Raw genomic sequence first — 16,311 nt, 5'->3', positions numbered from 1 at the left:
TGAGGGCAGCCTAACCAAAGTCACATGGGGGCTCCGTCGCCCGGCTAGGGTCCGGGCGTGGCAGAGACCTCCGGCCGGCTGGTCGTCGTCGACGCGCAGCGGGTGTTCGCCGACCCGGACTCCCCATGGGCGGCGCCCCGGTTCGCCGAGGCCCACCCGCGCATCCGGCGCCTGGTGGCCGCCTTCGGCGACCGGGTCGTCTACACCCGCTTCGTCGCCCCGGCCGAGCCGAGCGGGGCGTGGGTCGACTACTACGAGGTGTTCCCCTTCGCGCTGCAGCCGCCCGACGCCCCGCTCTACGACCTGGTCGAGGACCCCGGCGCGGCCGCCGTGGTCACCGCGACCACCTTCGGGAAGTGGGGGCCCGAGCTCGCCGCGCTGGTCGGTGCCGGCCCGATGACGGTGGCCGGCGTGGCCACCGACTGCTGCGTCGTCTCCACCGTGCTGCCCGCCGCCGACGCCGGCGTGCCGGTGCGCGTGGTCGGCGACGCCTGCGCCGGCAGCAGCGACGACGACCACCGCAAGGCGCTGGGCCTCATGGGCCTCTACGCCCCGCTGGTCGAGGTCACCAGCACCGACGCCGTCCTGGGCGGGTGAGCGTCCCGCCGCCACCGCACGCCCGGCTGCCCGACGGCTACGCGGTCCGGCTCGCCGGGGGCACCCGCCGGGTGGAGGGCGGCGCGGCGCTGCTGGGCGGCTCGCCGCTGCGGCTGCTGCGGCTGTCCCCGGCCGCCCGCGACCTGCTCGACGGCGACCGGCTGGTGGTCTCGTCCGCGGCGACGGCGGCGCTGGCCGCCCGGCTGCTCGACGCCGGGGCCGCCGTCCCCGAGCCCGCCGGCCCCGCGCCCGGCCCCGGGGACGTCACCGTCGTCGTCCCCGTGCGCGACCGTCCCGAGGGGGTGGCCCGGCTGGTGGCCGCGCTGCGGGCCGACCCCGCCACCGCGGCCGCGCGGGTGGTGGTCGTCGACGACGGCTCGGTGGACCCGGGCGCCCTGGCCGCCGCGGCGGGCCCGGCGGAGGTGCTGCGGCACGAGCGCCCGCTCGGCCCGGCCGCGGCCCGGAACACCGGCCTGCGCGCCGCGACCACCGGAGCGGTGGCCTTCCTCGACTCCGACTGCGTGCCGCTGCCCGGCTGGCTCGACGTGCTGCTGCCCCACCTGGCCGACCCGCGGCTGGCGCTCGTCGCGCCGCGGGTCGTGGCGCTGCCGCCGGCGCGGCCAGGCTGGACCACGCCCTACGAGACGGCGGTCAGCGCGCTGGACATGGGGCCCGAGCCCGCGCGCGTGGCCCCGCTGAGCGCGGTGTCCTACCTGCCCAGCGCCGCCCTGCTGGCCCGCCGGGCGGCGCTCGGGGAGGGCTTCGACGCCGCCATGCCGGTGGCCGAGGACGTCGACCTGGTCTGGCGGCTGACGGCGGCCGGCTGGCGGGTCCGCTACGACCCGGCGGCGCGGGTGGCGCACGAGCACCCGGCCGCGACCGGGGCGTGGCTGCGCCGCCGCGCCGTCTACGGCACCGGCGCCGCGCCGCTGGCGCAGCGGCACGGCGGCCTGGTCGCTCCGGTCGTCGTCAGCCCCTGGTCGGCGGTGCCGGTGGTGCTCGCCCTCACCGGCGGGCGGGCGGGCCGGGTCGCCGCGGCCGGGGTCCTCGCCGTCTCCGCGGCCGGCCTGGCGCGGCGGCTCGCGCCCCCCGGCGGGGCGCCGCCGTACCGGCTGGCCGCCGGGCTGGTGCTGCGCGGCACCGCCGCGGGCGTGCGCACGCTCGCCCGCGCCGCCACCCGCCACCACTGGCCGCTGACGGTCGCGGCCGCCGCCGTCTCCCCGCGGGCCCGGCGCGCGGCAGCCGCCGTCGCCACGGCCGACGCCGTCCTGGCGTGGTGGCCGCACCGGGCCGAGGTCGGCCTGCCGCGCTTCGCCGCCGCGCGCCGGATGGAGGACCTCGCCTACGGCGCCGGGCTGTGGGCCGGCGCGCTGCGGGCCGGGAGCGCCCGCGCGCTGCTGCCGGCGCGTCCACCCGGCGGCTGACCTGCGGCGGGGGGACCTGGCGCGGACCGGTGACAGGGGTCACCATGGGCGGACCATGAGCCACACGTCGGGGAGCGCGCCGTGACCGGCGTCAGCCCGTGGCTCGCACTGCCCGGCGGCCGACCGCCGCCCGGGCTGACCCGGCAGTTGCGTGCCGCGCACGAGACGCTGGTGACCCGCGGCGCGCCGCCGCCCCGCCCCGGTGTGCGGTCGGTGGTCTGGGACTCCTGGCGGCGCAGCCTGGGCAGCGGCGTCGACCCCGACGGCCAGGGGCCGCCGGTCGACCTGCTCGACGACGACCTGGCCGCCTACCGTGCCGCCCACCCGCTCGCCCCGGTGCTGCCGCTCATCCGGCGGCTGCTGGTCGAGGACGCCGAGGCCGACCGGATGATCGTGGGCGTCACCGACGCCGACGGCCGGATGCTGTGGGTGGAGGGTGACCGCCGGCTGCGCTCCCTGGCCGAGACGATGAACTTCGTCGCCGGCGCCCGGTGGTCGGAGGAGGTCGCCGGCACCAACGCGCCCGGCACCGCGCTGGCCATCGACCACCCGGTGCAGATCTACGGCAGCGAGCACTACCGCCGACCGGTGCAGCCGTGGAGTTGCTCGGCCGCGCCGGTGCACCACCCGGTGAGCGGCGTGCTGCTCGGCGCCATCGACGTCACCGGCGGCGACCACGTGGCCACCCCGCACGTGCTCACCCTGGTGCGCGCCACGGTGGCCGCCGTCGAGGCCGAGCTGCGGTGGCTGCACCGCGAGGAGCAGTCCCGCGGGCCGGTGCGCCCGGCGCCGGCCCGGCCGCCCGCGCCGCTGCTGGAGGTCCTGGGCCGCGAGCGCGCCCGCCTGACCCTGCCGTCGGGTCGGCAGGAGCTGTCCCTGCGGCACTCCGAGCTGCTCCTGCTGCTCGCGGAGGCCGCCGCGGCGGGGGAGGAGGGCCGCAGCGCCGAGCGGCTGGCCGCCGAGTGCCACCCCGCCGGCAGCGCCGCGGTCACCGTCCGCGCCGAGCTGTCCCGGCTGCGCCGGCTGGTGGGCGCCGACCTCGTCGGCTCGCGGCCCTACCGGCTGCTCGCCCCGCTGGAGACCGACCTCGACCGGGTCCGCGTGCTGCTCGACCGCGGCACCGTCGGCGCGGCGCTGGACCGCTACCCCGGCCCGGTGCTGCCCCGCTCGGCCGCGCCGGGCGTCGTCGCCGCCCGCCGCCGCACCGCCGCGGCGCTGCGCGCGGCGGTCCTGCGCAGCCGCCGGCCGGAGCTGCTGCTGCGCTGGACGGCGCTGCCCGAGGCGCGCGAGGACGCCGTCGCGTGGCAGGCCTGTCTCGAGGCGCTGCCGGCCGGCTCACCGCGCCGCGGCCCCGTCGCGGCGCACCTGCTGGCGCTGCGACGGTCCTCCCGCGGCTGACCCCTGGTGCCTTTGTCGCGCAATCGGCACCTGGACCGGGTCGGGAATACGCATCGGTCCCGTTCCCTTGGCACGGTCACGTGACCGCCCGTGCCGCCGCACCGCCCGCACCCGCGTCCCTGACCACCCCGCGGGTCGCCGCCGCGCTGCTGGCCCTCGCGCTGGGCGGGTTCGCGATCGGGACCACCGAGTTCGTCACCATGGGCCTGCTGCCCGACATCGCCGCCGGCACCGGCGTGGACATCCCGACCGCGGGCCACGTGATCTCCGCCTACGCGCTGGGCGTCGTCGTCGGCGCCCCGGTCCTCGCCGCGCTCGGGGCGCGGCTGCCGCGGCGGGGCGTGCTGGTTGGGCTGGCGGCCGTCCTCCTCGCCGGCAGCGCGCTCAGCGCGGTGGCGCCGGGCCCGACGGCGCTGCTGCTCGCGCGCTTCGTCAGCGGGCTGCCGCACGGCGCCTACCTCGGCGTGGCCTCGCTGGTCGCCGCCTCCCTCGTGCCGCCGACGCTGCGCGGCCGGGCGGTGAGCACGGTGATGCTCGGCCTCGCGGTGGCCACCGTCGCCGGCGTCCCGGCCGCCACCTGGCTGGGGCAGACGCTGGGCTGGCGCGCGGCGTACTGGGCCGTCGTCGTCCTCGCCGCGCTCACCGTGGTCGCCGTGCTCGCCGTCGTCCCCTCCACGCCCGGCGACCGGGACGCCACCGTCCGCACCGAGCTCGGCGCGCTGCGCCGGCCGCAGGTGCTGATCACCCTCGCGGTCGGCACCGTCGGGTTCGGCGGCATGTTCGCCGTCTACAGCTACGTCGCGCCGCTGGCCACCGAGGTCACCGGCCTGTCCCGGAGCGCCGTCCCGTGGGTGCTGTTCGCCTTCGGCGTCGGCGGGGTGCTCGGCACCGCGCTCGGCGGGCGGCTGGCCGACGTGGCGCTGTTCCGCTCGCTGGTCGGCACCCTGGTCGCCCTCGCCGTGCTGCTGACCCTGCTGGCCCCTGCGGCGGGTAGCGGGCCGACCCTGCTGGCCGGGATCTTCCTCGTGGCGGTGAGCGCCTCGACGCTCGTCGTCTGCCTGCAGCTGCGGCTCATGGAGGTCGCCGGGGAGGCGCAGATGCTCGGCGCCGCGCTCAACCACTCCGCGCTCAACGCCGCCAACGCCCTCGGCGCCTGGCTCGGCGGCGTGGTCATCGCCGCCGGGTACGGCTACACCGCCCCCAGCCTGGTCGGCGCCGGGCTGGCCGGCCTCGGCCTGGTCGCGCTGGCCGCCGGCGCGCTGCTGCGCCGCCGCGAGCTGACCCGCAGCCGCGAGCTGCAGCGGAGCCGCGAGGCGCGCGCCGTCCCGGCCGGCTGACCGCCGCTGCAACGCGGTTGCAACCTCTCCGCTGCGGCACCGCGCACCGGAGCGCGCCGCAGGCGCGGCTCGATCCGCGCTCCCGGTCCGCTCCTGCGGATGCGCAGGGGCTCCGTGTGGAGGTAAGCGTGGCCTAAGTCACTCCTCCGTAGGCAGACTCCGCCCTGGAGCGCCCGGCCACCGGGCGCACTCGCCCCCTGCAACCAAGCGGAGGATCCATGACACGGGTGAGCATGCGGGTCGACGGAGTGACCTACACCGACGAGGTCGAACCCCGGACCCTGCTGGTGCACCACCTGCGCGAGGCGCTCGGCAAGGTCGGCACCGTCGTGGGCTGCGACACCAGCAACTGCGGCGCGTGCACCGTCCACCTCGACGGGCAGGCCGTGAAGTCCTGCACCGTCCTGGCCGTGCAGGCCGACGGCGCCGAGGTCACCACCATCGAGGGCATCGGCAGCACCGACGCCCTGCACCCGGTGCAGAAGGCCTTCCACGAGCAGCACGGTCTGCAGTGCGGCTTCTGCACGCCGGGGATGATCATGGCCTCGATCGACCTGCTCAAGGAGAACCCGTCCCCCAGCGAGGACGAGGTCCGCGAGGGCATCGAGGGCAACCTCTGCCGCTGCACCGGCTACCAGAACATCGTCCGGGCCGTGCAGCAGGCCGCCCGCGAGATGTCGGGCACCTCCGAGACCCTGGGAGCGCAGTCGTGACCGTCACCGAGGACCCGGCCACCACCGCCCCCTCCGCGCCGGAGAAGGAGATCGGGCAGGCCCGCCGCCGCAAGGAGGACGCCCACCTCATCACCGGCGAGACCACCTGGACCGACAACATGGTCCTGCCCGGGATGCTGCACATGGCCCTGGTCCGCAGCCCGGTGGCGCACGCCCGGATCACCGCGATCGACGTCAGCGCGGCCCGCGAGGCGCCCGGCGTCGTCGCCGTCCTCACCGGCCAGGACGTCGCCGAGGAGCAGGGCTCGATCCCCAGCGCCTGGCAGGTCACCCCCGACATGGTCAACCCGGGTCACCCGTCGCTCGCGGTCGACCAGGTGAACCACGTCGGGGAGGCCGTCGCGCTGATCGTGGCCCGCAGCAGGGCCGCGGCCACCGATGCGATCGAGCTGGTCGACGTCGACTACGACACGCTCCCGCCGGTGCTCGACGTCGAGGAGGCGGCGAAGGAGGGCGCCGACCTCGTCCACTCGCACCTGTCCTCGAACACCAGCTACCACTTCGTCTTCGACGCCGGGGAGGCCGGCACCGGCAGCGACACCGAGCAGGCCTTCGCCGACGCCGACGTCGTCGTCAGCCGGCGGTTCGTCAACCAGCGCCTGATCCCGGCCTTCATGGAGCCGCGGTCGGTCGTCGTCCAGCCGGTCGGCGACAGCTTCACGATGTGGTCGGCCACCCAGATCCCGCACATCCTGCGCGTCATGGCCGCCATGGTCACCGGCATCCCCGAGCACAAGCTGCGGGTCATCGCCCCCGACGTGGGCGGCGGCTTCGGCGGCAAGCTGCAGGTCAACCCCGAGGAGATCCTCGCGCTGCTCGTCGCCCGCCGGCTCGGCAAGCCCGTCAAGTGGACCGAGACCCGCAGCGAGTCGCTGATGGCCGCCCACCACGGCCGCGACCAGGTCCAGTACATCGACATCGCCGCCGACCGCGAGGGCAACGTCAAGGGACTCAGGGTCCGGCTGCTGGCCGACATGGGCGCCTACCTGCGGCTCATCACGGCCGGGACGCCGGCGCTGGGCGCGTTCATGTTCCCCGGCATCTACAAGTTCCCGGCCTACCGCTTCGAGCTCGACGGCGTCTTCACCACCAAGACCCCGACCGACGCCTACCGCGGCGCCGGCCGGCCCGAGGCGACCTTCGCGATCGAGCGGATCATGGACGAGCTCGCCGTCGAGCTGGGCATGGACCCGCTGGAGCTGCGCCGCAAGAACTGGATCGACGCCGAGGAGTTCCCGTTCACCACGGTGGCGGGCCTCGAGTACGACAGCGGCGACTACGACACGGCCACGCGCAGGGCGCTGGAGCTCATCGGCTACGACGAGCTGCGCGAGGAGCAGCGCCGCCGCCGGGAGTCCGGCGACCCGGTCCAGCTCGGCATCGGCTTCTCGACGTTCACCGAGATGTGCGGCATCGCCCCCTCCCGGGTGCTCGGCTCGCTGTCGTTCGGGTCCGGTGGCTGGGAGCACGCGACGATCCGGATGCTGCCCACCGGCAAGGTCGAGGTGGTCACCGGCTCCACCCCGCACGGCCAGGGGCACGAGACGGCGTGGAGCCAGCTGGTCGCCGACCGGCTCGGCGTGCCGTTCGAGGACATCGAGGTGCTGCACGGCGACACCGCGATCGCCTCCCGGGGCCTGGACACCTACGGTTCCCGCTCGCTCGTCGTCGGCGGTGCCGCGGTGGTCAGGGCCGCCGACAAGGTGATCGCCAAGGCCCGCAAGGTCGCCGCCCACCTGCTCGAGGCCAGCGAGGACGACCTCGAGTTCGACGGGGGCCGGTTCTCCGTCCGCGGCACCCCGGGCACCGGCATGGCCATCCAGGAGATCGCGCTCGCGGTGTTCACCGCGCACAACTACCCCGAGGACATCGAGCCGACGATCGACGCGGACGCCGCGTTCGACCCGGTCAACTTCTCCTTCCCGCACGGGACGCACATCTGCGCCATGGAGGTCGACACCGAGACCGGGTTCGTCAAGATCCGCAAGTACGCCTGCGTCGACGACGTCGGCACGATCGTCAACCCGCTGATCGTCGAGGGGCAGATCCACGGCGGACTGGCCCAGGGCATCGCCCAGGCGCTGTACGAGGAGGCCGTCTACGACGCCGACGGCAACCTCACCACCGGCACCTTCGTCGACTACCTGGTCCCCTCGGCCGCCGACCTGCCGCACTTCGACACGGACAACACCGTGCACGTGGCGCCGGGCAACCCGATCGGCGCGAAGGGCGTCGGCGAGGCCGGCTGCATCGCCAGCACGCCGGCGGTGGTCAACGCCGCGCTCGACGCCGTCCGGCACCTGGGGGTGCGGGACATCCGCATGCCGCTGACGCCCGAACGGGTCTGGCGGGCCGTCCACGAGGGCGGCGACGGCGGGGACCGGGCGACCGCCAAGACCAACGCGCAGGGTGCCGAGTCGGCCCAGGCGCCGTCCACCGGCACGTCGTCCACGGGAGGTGCCCTGTGATCCCCGCGCCGTTCGAGTACGTCCGGCCGACCACCGTCGAGGAGGCCGTGCAGGCGGTCGCCGAGGGCGGTGACGACGTCAAGATCATGGCCGGTGGGCAGTCGCTCATCCCGGTCATGCGGCTGCGGCTGGCCGCACCCGAGACGATCGTCGACCTCGGCCGGGTCGCCGAGATGCGCGGCGTCCGCGAGGACGGCGACGCGCTGGTGATCGGCGCGATGACCACCCACGCGGAGGTGATCGCCGACCCGCTGATCGCCCAGCACGCGCGGCTCATCGCCGAGGCGACCGAGACGGTGGCCGACCGGCAGACCCGCCGGCGGGGCACCTTCGGCGGGGCGCTGGCCCACGCCGACCCAGCCGGGGACCTGCCGTCGGTGGCGCTCGCGCTCGACGCCGAGATGGTGGTCGCCGGGCCCGAGGGTCGGCGCACCGTGCCGGCCCGCGAGTTCTTCGTCGACTACCTCACCACCGCCCTCGACGAGGGTGAGGTGCTCGTGGAGATCCGGGTGCCCAAGCTCGCCGGCGACTGGGGGGTGCGCTACGAGAAGTTCAACCGCGTGGCGCAGGCCTGGTCGATCGTCGCGGTCGCCGCGGCGGTCCGGCGGGAGAACGGGCACATCGCCGAGGCGCGCATCGGGCTGACCAACATGGGCCCGGTCCCGCTGCGCGCGCCGGCCACCGAGGCGGCCCTGGCCGGCGCGTCGGCGTCACCGGACGCGGTCGCCGCGGCGGCCCGCTCCGCGGCCGAGGGCACCAGCCCGAGCAGCGACCTCAACGCCCAGGCCGACTACCGCCAGCACCTCGCCCAGGTGCTGACCCGCCGGGCGGTCGCGACCGCCGCCGGGTTGTAGTTTCCGACACGACCCGGCACCCGCCCGCCCTCGGCCGGCCCGCCCTCCCCGGGCGGACCGGCCGAGGTCCGTTCCTCACCCCGGAGGTCGCACCGTGCAGCTGGAGAACTCCTTCACCGTCCCCGTCCCCGTCGACGAGGCCTGGCGGGTGCTGCTCGACATCGAGCGCATCGCCCCCTGCATGCCCGGCGCCGCGCTGGACTCGGTCGAGGGTGACTCGTTCACCGGCCGGGTCAAGGTCAAGCTCGGCCCGATCAACCTGACCTACCAGGGCAAGGCGTCGTTCGTCGAGAAGGACGAGGCGGCGCACAAGGCCGTCATCGACGGCCGCGGCAAGGACCAGCGCGGCAACGGCACCGCGGCCGCCCTCATCACCGCCCAGCTCAAGGGCGAGGGCAACACCACCCGCGTCGACGTCCTCACCGACCTCAACATCACCGGCCGCCCGGCGCAGTTCGGCCGCGGTGTCATGACCGACGTCGGCAACAAGCTGCTCGGCCAGTTCGCCGACAAGCTCGCCGCCCAGCTCGCCAGCGGCGACGACGTCACCGTCGACCGGGACGCGGCGGCGCAGCAGCAGGAGCCCGCCGTGGGCACGACGGTCGCTGCCACCGCGACCGGGGTGGCCGAGGAGGTCGCGCAGTCGGTCGAGCAGGTGCCGGGGGACAACGCCGCCGCCGAGACCGTCCGCAAGGCCGGCACGAAGGCCCGCAAGGCGGCTGCCGCGGCCACCGACTCGGTGACCTCCACCGGCACGACCGACGCCGGGAACGCCCCGCCGCCCACCGACACGGCACCGATCACGCCGGTCGGGGCGACGGACACGGTCTCCATCGCGGCGGTCGACGCCGACGCCCCGGCGGCCACCGACGCCGCTCCCGCCGCCTCGGACACCGCGCCGTCGGCCTCCGACACCGCACCCGTGGCCGCCGCCGGCGGGGTGCCCAGCACGCCGCCGTCGGGCAACACCGCCCCGCCGAGCCGCCCGGCCACCGGCGCGCCTGCGCGCAGCGCCCCCGCGGCGGCCACGGTCCGCACGCAGCCGGTCGCCGAGCCCGAGCCGATCGATCTGCTCGAGGTGGCGGGCGGTGCGGCGATGGCCCGCTACGCCGGCCCCGCGGCGGGTGTGCTGGCGGTGCTGCTGCTGGTGCTGCTCGCCGTCCGGCGCCGCCGCCGCTGACGGAGGACCCCGTCCCTCTCACGCCTCGCACGCTCGGCGCGAGCCTCCGGACGGGGCCGAGCGGCAACGACCCGGTGATCATCGGGTCGTTGCCGCTCCCGCCGGCGTGTCCGCGCGTGTCCACGGCAACAGCCCGGTGATCAACCGCTGAGCAGGTCCTCGAGCCAGGACGTCGCCGCCGCGGCCACCACGTCGGGGGCCCGCCGCAACGAGTGGTCGCCCGGCACCGCGTAGACCGACGCCGTCGGCACGCCGGCGAGCACCGCGGCGACCTCCTCCGGGCGACCGAAGGCGTCGGTCTCGCCCTGCACCACGCCCACCGGCACGCCGGCGCCGGTCAGCTCGCCGGCTCGGCTGCGCTCGGGCCGGCCGGGCGGGTGCAGCGGGAACGCCAGGCACAGCACGCCGTCGGCGCCGGCGTCGACGGCGGTCCGGCACGCCACCCGCGCACCGGCGCTGCGGCCGCCGAGCACCAGCGGCCCGGCCGGTGCGCCACCGGTGCGCAGCGCGTCCAGGACGGCGGTCCAGGCGAGGTCCAGGCGCGGCGGCGCCGGGGCGATCCGCCCGCCGGCCACCCGCCACGGCTGCTCCACCAGCAGCACCCGCCACCCGGCCGCGCCGGCGGAGCCACCGACGGCGACCAGGTCGGCCGACCCCACCCCGCCGCCGGCGCCGTGGCCGAGCACCAGCGTCCCGCGGGCGCCCGCGACCGGGCCGTCGGCGTGCACCGCGGCCGGTCCGAGCGGGGTGTCGACCAGCGCGGGGGAGCTCACAGCGCCAGCAGCGCGTCGACCGCGCCGGCGAGGTCCCCGGCGAGGACGGTCGGGGCGGGGAACGCCGGTGGGTACACGCGCTCGCCGCGCGGGAACCAGGCGCCGGTGAGCCCCGCGCGCTCGGCACCGAGGACGTCCCAGCCGTGCGCGGCCACCAGCGCCATCCGCCCGGGCGGCACGTCGCACACGCCGGCCGCCCACAGGTACGCCTCCCGCGAGGGCTTCCACGCGTGCACGGTCTCGCTGGAGAGGGTCCGCTCGACCAGCGGCGCGATGCCGCCCCGCTCGAGGCCGGCCTCGGCGACGCCGGGCGAGCCGTGCGACAGCGTCACCACCCGCACCCCGGCGGCGGCCAGCCGGCGCAGCGCGGGCTCGACGTCGGGGTGCGGGACGAGCTCGAGGAAGGTGTCGGCCACCCGGGCGCGCTCGCCGTCGGAGAGGTCGGTGAGCTGCGCCAGCGCCGACTCGAAGGCGGCGCGGAAGGTCAGCCGGACGCCGGCCACGGTCGCCGCCGCGCCGGTGTGCAGGGTGCGGCCGAAGACGGTGGGCAGCAGGTGCGCCGGCCGACCCAGCTCGACCAGCGCCGCGGCGACGGGGGAGAGGTCGAGCAGGGTCTCGTTGACGTCGAACGCGACGACCTCGGGGCGGCTCACGCGGCGGGGCGGTCGCCGGTCCCGCGGACGTCCCCGGAGCGGCCCGCGGTGGTCTGCCGGCGGCGGTGGTGGCGGATGTCCCTGACCCGCTTGTAGACCAGGTAGCCCACCGCGAGGACGAAGACCGCGACGACGGCGTAGTCGAGGTAGTGCAGGTTCGCCTCGATGAAGTCGCGGGCCAGCCAGCCGAGGGTGACCAGGACGGCGTTCCAGATGAGGCTGCCCGCCGCGGAGTAGAGGAGGAACTGCGCGAAGGGCATCCGCACGACGCCGGCAGGCACCGAGATGAAGCTGCGCACGATCGGCACCATGCGGCCGAAGAACACCGCCGAGCGCCCGTGCCGCTCGAACCAGGCGAAGGTCTTGTCGACGTCGGCGGTCTCCACCAGGGGCAGCCGGTCGAGGAAGGCGTGCGAGCGGCGCGGGCCCAGCGCGCGGCCGACGTAGTAGAAGAAGACCGCGCCGAGGATCGAGCCGATGGTCGCGCAGCCGACGACGGCCACGAACGCCCACGGGCTGTCGATGAGCACGCCGGCCGCGCCGAGGACCGCCTCGCTGGGGATCGGCGGGATCACCGTCTCCAGCAGGATGCTGAAGCCCACGCCGATCGGGCCGAGGGAGTCCACGAGGGAGAGCAGCCACGCGGTGAGCCCGCCCTGGTCGGAGGAGGCCGTGGCGGCCAGGAAGGACATGGCGTCCACGGTACGGGCGGCTCCTGGGCACTGCCTGCACGTCGGCCGGTCGGACGGGGCCGCTGGGGCTAGCGTGCCGCCATGCGCCAGCGACTCGCCGCCCGGGCCGTCGTCGTGGGGGACCGGTCCGGCACCGTCGTCCCGGACGCCGTCGTCGACGTCGAGGACGGGCGGATCGCCTGGGCCGGCCCGGCCGCCGACGCCCCGCCGGCCGGGGGCGCCGAGGTGGTGACGCTGCCCGGCCTGCTGCTGCCGGGACTCGTCAACGCCCACTCGCACGCGCCGATGGTGCTGTTCCGCGGCCAAGGGGAGGGCCTGCCGCTGGACCGCTGGCTGCGCGAGGTGATGTGGCCGCGGGAGGCGCGGCTGACACCGGACGACGTCGAGGTCGCGATGACCGCCGCGTCGGCGGAGATGCTGCGCGGCGGGGTGACCACCAGCGTGGAGATGTACTTCTCACCCGAGCGGATCGCCGCCGCGGTCGGGGCGACCGGCGCGCGGGCGGTCATCCCGGCGCCGATGGTGCCGCTGCCGGGGATGCCGCCGCTGGAGGAGCAGATGGCCGCCGCCGTCGACCTCGCGCGCGGAGCGCCCGGCGACGGCACGGTCGAGTACGGCCTGGGCCCGCACGCCGCCTACACCGTGCCGCTGCCGCTGCTGCGGCGGGCCGCGGAGCTGTGCCGGGAGCACGGGATGCTGCTGCACCTGCACGTGGCCGAGACCGCCGGCGAGGGCGCCGACCTGCTGGCCCGGCACGGGCTGTCGGTGCCGGCGCTGCTGGCCGCCCACGACGTCCTCGGCGGGCGGGTGCTCGCCGCGCACAGCGTGCACGTCGACGACGGCGACCTCGAGCTGTGGCGCGAGTACGACGTCGCCGTCGCGCACTGCCCGGCCAGCAACGCCAAGCTCGCCAGCGGCATCGCGCCGGTGCGGGCGATGCTCGACCGCGGCATCCGGGTGGGCCTGGGCACCGACGGGCCGGCGTCCAACGACGGGCTGGACCTGCTGGCCGACGTCCGGCTGGCCGCCGGGCTCGCGCGGCTGCGGGAGATGTCGGCGACCGCGCTGACCGCCGCGGAGGCGTTCTGGCTGGCCACCGGCGGTGCCGCCGACGCGGTCGACCGGCCCGACCTGGGCCAGGTCGAGGCCGGGCGGCGGGCCGACCTGGTGCACCTCGACACCCGCGACCTCGGCTTCGAGCCGGTGGGCGATGCCGCCGACCTGCTCACCCACCTCGTCTGGTCCGGTGTCTCCCGGCTGGTGCGCGACGTGTGGGTGGGTGGCCGGCAGGTGGTCGCGGGCGGTGAGGTCACCACCGTCGACGCCGGCGCGCTGCGGGCCGAGGTGGCCGAGCGCGCCGCCCGGCTGGCCGGCTCGGTGCACGATCAGGTGAGCTGATCGTGCTGCGTCCTGGCGCGCGGGGGGCGGTGAGCCAGGACGCGCGGCGGTGAGCCAGGACGCACCGCGGTGAGCCAGGACGCGCTGCGGTGAGCCAGGACGCCGGCCGGGCGCCCGGTGCGACGGCGGCTGACGGGCCCGGCCGCACCGCGGTTGACTGCGACGCATGACGGCGTCCCTGCGGGTCCTGACCCTCAACGTGCTCGGCCCGGCCAACCCGGACTGGGCCCGCCGGCGGGAGCTGATCGCCGCGACGCTGCGCCGCCTCGACGCCGACGTCGTCGCGCTGCAGGAGGTGCCCGTCGCCGACGGCACCGTCGAGGAGCTGCTCGGCCCCGGGTACGCCGTGACCCCGTTCTCCCGCACCGCCGACGACGGCGTGGGCGGCGCGCTGGCCACCCGGGCGCCGCACCGCGTGGTCGAGGAGGTCGACGGGCACTGCACGCCCCGCACGGCGGACTTCCCCTGGTGCGCCACGCTCGTCGTCGAGGCCGACACCCCGGTCGGGCGCACGCTCGTCGCCCACCACAAGCCGAGCTGGCAGTTCGGCTACGAGCACGAGCGCGAGCAGCAGGCGCTGGCCGCCGCCCGGGTGCTCGAGCTCCTGGCGGACGGCGCCGACCACGCCGTCGTCCTGGGCGATCTCGACGCGACCCCCGATGCCGCGAGCCTGCAGTTCTGGCGCGGACGGCGGTCGCTCGACGGCACGAGCGTCTGCTACCAGGACGCCTGGGAGACGCTGCACCCGGCCGATCCCGGCGTCACCTTCGACGCGCGCAACCCGCTGGTGCGGGCCGGGGAGGTGGCCACCGCCGTCAGCCGCCGCATCGACCACGTCCTCGTGCGCGCCGGCGTGCACGGCCCGACGCTGCAGGTGGTGTCGTGCGCCCGGGTCCTCGACGAGCCGGTGGGCGGGGTGTGGGCGAGCGACCACTTCGGCGTCATGGCCGATCTCGCGCTGCCCGGTCACCCGCCCGGCTCCTGGGCTCCTCAACCGAACGGTTGACGGAGGGGGCGGGCGAGGGCTAGCGTCGTCCTCAACCGAGAGGTTGACGAAGGAGGTCGGCGGTGGCGGCAGACGCGCTGTCCCGGGTGTTCGCGGCGCTGGCCGACCCGACCCGGCGCGACATCGTCGCCCGGCTCGCGGTCGGTGACGCGACGGTCGGCGAGCTGGCGGCCCCCTACGACGTGACCGTGCAGGCGGTCTCCAAGCACCTGCGGGTGCTGGAGGACGCCGGCCTGGTCAGCCGCACCCGGGAGGCCCAGCGCCGCCCGGTGCACCTGGAGGCGGAGGTGTTCGACCTGATGACGGCGTGGATCGAGCGCTACCGCCGCCGGGCCGAGGAGCGCTACCGCCGCCTCGACGACGTCCTGCGGTCCATGCCGGAGGGCGACCCACCCCAGGAGAGGAACCCGTCGTGACCACCAGCACCCGCGAGACGCAGATCGCCGCCGACCCCGACGTCCCGCTCATCCGCATCACCCGCGAGTTCGACGCCCCGCCGGCGAAGGTGTTCCGGGCGCACACCGACCCGGACCTGGTCGTGCAGTGGCTGGGGCCGCGCGGGCTGGAGATGCGGATCGACCACTACGACTGCCGCACCGGCGGCTCCTACCGCTACCTGCACAGCGACGGGAACGGCGAGTACGCCTTCCGCGGCTGCTTCCACGAGGTGCGCCCCGACGAGCTCATCGTGCAGACGTTCACCTTCGAGGGGCAGCCCGACGGCGTCGCGCTGGAGAAGCTCGTGCTCACCGACCTCGGCGGCGGCCGCACCCGGCTCACCTCCACCTCGCTGTGCGACTCCTTCGCCGACCGCGACGCCATGCTCGCCAGCGGCATGGACGTCGGCGTCGTGCAGGGCTACGAGCGCCTCGACGAGCTGCTGGGCCGCTGATCAGGCGCGCAGTGAGATCGTCTCCCCGCGCAGGACGGTCCGGAGCTCCCCGGGTGCGCGCCGCTCGGCGACCTCTCGCACGAAGTCGCCCAGCGGCGAGGCGAACCGGTCGTAGTCGTCGTAGTGCACCGGCACGGTCACCGGCGGCTTCAGCAGCTCCACCAGGTCGGCGCCCTGCCGGCCGTCCATGGTCACCGTGACGCCGAGCGCCTTCGTGCCGCCCAGGTGCGCGACGACGACGTCGAGCGGCCCGCAGCGCTGCAGCACCTCACCGAGCCAGGGCCGGAACAGCGTGTCGCCGGTGACGTACCCGCGCCAGGTCACCTCGCCGTCGCGCAGCAGCTCCAGCACGCTGCCCATGACCGGTGGCAGCACCTTGGCGAGCGGGCCGGGGCCGTGCACGCCGGGCACCGAGGTGATCCGCAGCGTCTCCTCGCCGCGGCCGACCTCGTGCACCTGCCACGGTCGCAGGTCCGCCGTGGCCGAGAAGCCGCGGGAGGACAGCGTGCGGGCCGCGGCCTGCGTGGTGACGATCGGCGTGGCCTTGTCGATGGTGGCGTAGGCGACGCGGTCCCAGTGGTCACCGTGCAGGTGGGAGAGCAGGACGGCGTCGAGGTCGGGCAGGTCCTCGGGCAGGATCGCGGGGTCGGTCAGCCGCTTGGCGAACAGGCCCTTGCCCAGGTAGACCCGCTGCCCGCGCCGGATGAAGTTCGGGTCGGTGAGCAGGGTGAACCCGCCCAGCCGCAGCAGCGTCGTCGCGTTCCCCCCGAAGGTGAGCGTGACGTCGGAGGTGCGCTCGTCGGTGAGGTCGGCGCTGCGGTCGGCGCTGCCCGGGTCGGCCGTCATGCGGCGGGTGCTACCCCTGGCCGCCGGTCCGTGCACTTCCGCGGAAGTGCACGGAGGGG

16 protein-coding genes are annotated in these 16,311 nt (G+C 76.3%); 12 read left to right on the top strand and 4 right to left on the bottom strand.

Annotation, left to right across the window (positions count from 1 at the left end):
- Nucleotides 1-57: 57 nt before the first annotated feature.
- The 8 genes from CHC04_RS05025 to CHC04_RS04990 all read left to right on the top strand — a co-directional run bounded on the left by CHC04_RS05025 (nucleotide 58) and on the right by CHC04_RS04990 (nucleotide 9,992).
- Nucleotides 58-597 (top strand): cysteine hydrolase family protein, encoded by a 540-nt coding sequence (locus tag CHC04_RS05025; RefSeq protein ID WP_089402816.1) that lies wholly within the window; start codon nucleotides 58-60, stop codon nucleotides 595-597.
- On the top strand, nucleotides 594-2,021 hold the full coding sequence (gene mftF / locus CHC04_RS05020) for a mycofactocin biosynthesis glycosyltransferase MftF (protein ID WP_089402815.1): 1,428 nt from the start codon (nucleotides 594-596) through the stop codon (nucleotides 2,019-2,021). Before CHC04_RS05025 ends, mftF begins: the two co-directional genes overlap by 4 nt.
- Nucleotides 2,022-2,102: 81 nt before the next feature.
- On the top strand, nucleotides 2,103-3,419 hold the full coding sequence (locus CHC04_RS05015) for a GAF domain-containing protein (protein WP_089402814.1): 1,317 nt from the start codon (nucleotides 2,103-2,105) through the stop codon (nucleotides 3,417-3,419).
- An 80-nt stretch (nucleotides 3,420-3,499) separates the two neighbouring features.
- Nucleotides 3,500-4,756, top strand: coding sequence for an MFS transporter (locus tag CHC04_RS05010; RefSeq protein ID WP_217897182.1), 1,257 nt, complete (start codon nucleotides 3,500-3,502; stop codon nucleotides 4,754-4,756).
- 218 nt (nucleotides 4,757-4,974) lie between these two features.
- Nucleotides 4,975-5,469, top strand: a complete 495-nt coding sequence (locus tag CHC04_RS05005; protein ID WP_089402813.1) for a (2Fe-2S)-binding protein — start codon at nucleotides 4,975-4,977, stop codon at nucleotides 5,467-5,469.
- Nucleotides 5,466-7,958: a xanthine dehydrogenase family protein molybdopterin-binding subunit gene (locus CHC04_RS05000; RefSeq protein ID WP_089402812.1), complete on the top strand. Its 2,493-nt coding sequence runs from the start codon at nucleotides 5,466-5,468 to the stop codon at nucleotides 7,956-7,958. Before CHC04_RS05005 ends, CHC04_RS05000 begins: the two co-directional genes overlap by 4 nt.
- Entirely contained in the window at nucleotides 7,955-8,812 is an 858-nt protein-coding gene (locus CHC04_RS04995) for an FAD binding domain-containing protein (RefSeq protein ID WP_089402811.1), read from the top strand. Before CHC04_RS05000 ends, CHC04_RS04995 begins: the two co-directional genes overlap by 4 nt.
- 94 nt (nucleotides 8,813-8,906) lie before the next feature.
- Nucleotides 8,907-9,992 (top strand): SRPBCC family protein, encoded by a 1,086-nt coding sequence (locus CHC04_RS04990; RefSeq protein ID WP_089402810.1) that lies wholly within the window; start codon nucleotides 8,907-8,909, stop codon nucleotides 9,990-9,992.
- A gap of 140 nt (nucleotides 9,993-10,132) precedes the next feature.
- Here CHC04_RS04990 and CHC04_RS04985 read toward each other — a convergent pair whose 3' ends face one another.
- From CHC04_RS04985 to CHC04_RS04975, 3 genes are read right to left on the bottom strand one after another with little or no spacing between them, the layout of a single operon-like run.
- A complete protein-coding gene (locus CHC04_RS04985) occupies nucleotides 10,133-10,765 on the bottom strand; it encodes an alpha/beta hydrolase family protein (protein WP_089402809.1) in 633 nt (210 codons plus the stop codon).
- Entirely contained in the window at nucleotides 10,762-11,418 is a 657-nt protein-coding gene (locus tag CHC04_RS04980; RefSeq protein WP_089402808.1) for an HAD family hydrolase, read from the bottom strand. The genes CHC04_RS04985 and CHC04_RS04980 overlap by 4 nt, the downstream gene beginning before the upstream one ends.
- Nucleotides 11,415-12,110: a DedA family protein gene (locus CHC04_RS04975; protein ID WP_089403326.1), complete on the bottom strand. Its 696-nt coding sequence runs from the start codon at nucleotides 12,108-12,110 to the stop codon at nucleotides 11,415-11,417. The genes CHC04_RS04980 and CHC04_RS04975 overlap by 4 nt, the downstream gene beginning before the upstream one ends.
- 81 nt (nucleotides 12,111-12,191) lie before the next feature.
- On the opposite strand from CHC04_RS04975, the gene CHC04_RS04970 reads away from it, so the two are divergent.
- The 4 genes from CHC04_RS04970 (at nucleotide 12,192) to CHC04_RS04955 (ending at nucleotide 15,406) form a co-directional block, all read left to right on the top strand.
- Nucleotides 12,192-13,508, top strand: a complete 1,317-nt coding sequence (locus CHC04_RS04970) for an amidohydrolase family protein (RefSeq protein WP_089402807.1) — start codon at nucleotides 12,192-12,194, stop codon at nucleotides 13,506-13,508.
- Between the two features lie 166 nt (nucleotides 13,509-13,674).
- The gene (locus CHC04_RS04965) at nucleotides 13,675-14,514 is read left to right on the top strand and encodes an endonuclease/exonuclease/phosphatase family protein (RefSeq protein ID WP_089402806.1); all 840 of its coding nucleotides are present in this window, start codon (nucleotides 13,675-13,677) and stop codon (nucleotides 14,512-14,514) included.
- A gap of 62 nt (nucleotides 14,515-14,576) precedes the next feature.
- A complete protein-coding gene (locus CHC04_RS04960) occupies nucleotides 14,577-14,930 on the top strand; it encodes an ArsR/SmtB family transcription factor (protein ID WP_089402805.1) in 354 nt (117 codons plus the stop codon).
- Nucleotides 14,927-15,406 carry an SRPBCC family protein gene (locus tag CHC04_RS04955; RefSeq protein ID WP_089402804.1) on the top strand — a complete coding sequence of 160 codons (480 nt, stop codon included), beginning with the start codon at nucleotides 14,927-14,929 and terminating at the stop codon, nucleotides 15,404-15,406. Before CHC04_RS04960 ends, CHC04_RS04955 begins: the two co-directional genes overlap by 4 nt.
- Here CHC04_RS04955 and CHC04_RS04950 read toward each other — a convergent pair whose 3' ends face one another.
- The gene (locus CHC04_RS04950) at nucleotides 15,407-16,252 is read right to left on the bottom strand and encodes an MBL fold metallo-hydrolase (RefSeq protein WP_089402803.1); all 846 of its coding nucleotides are present in this window, start codon (nucleotides 16,250-16,252) and stop codon (nucleotides 15,407-15,409) included. It lies immediately after the preceding gene.
- Between the last annotated feature and the right edge of the window lie 59 nt (nucleotides 16,253-16,311).

The organism is Geodermatophilus saharensis (assembly GCF_900188205.1).
Classification (GTDB): Bacteria; Actinomycetota; Actinomycetes; order Mycobacteriales; family Geodermatophilaceae; genus Geodermatophilus; species Geodermatophilus saharensis.
This window is presented reverse-complemented; position numbering and strand designations above follow the sequence as displayed.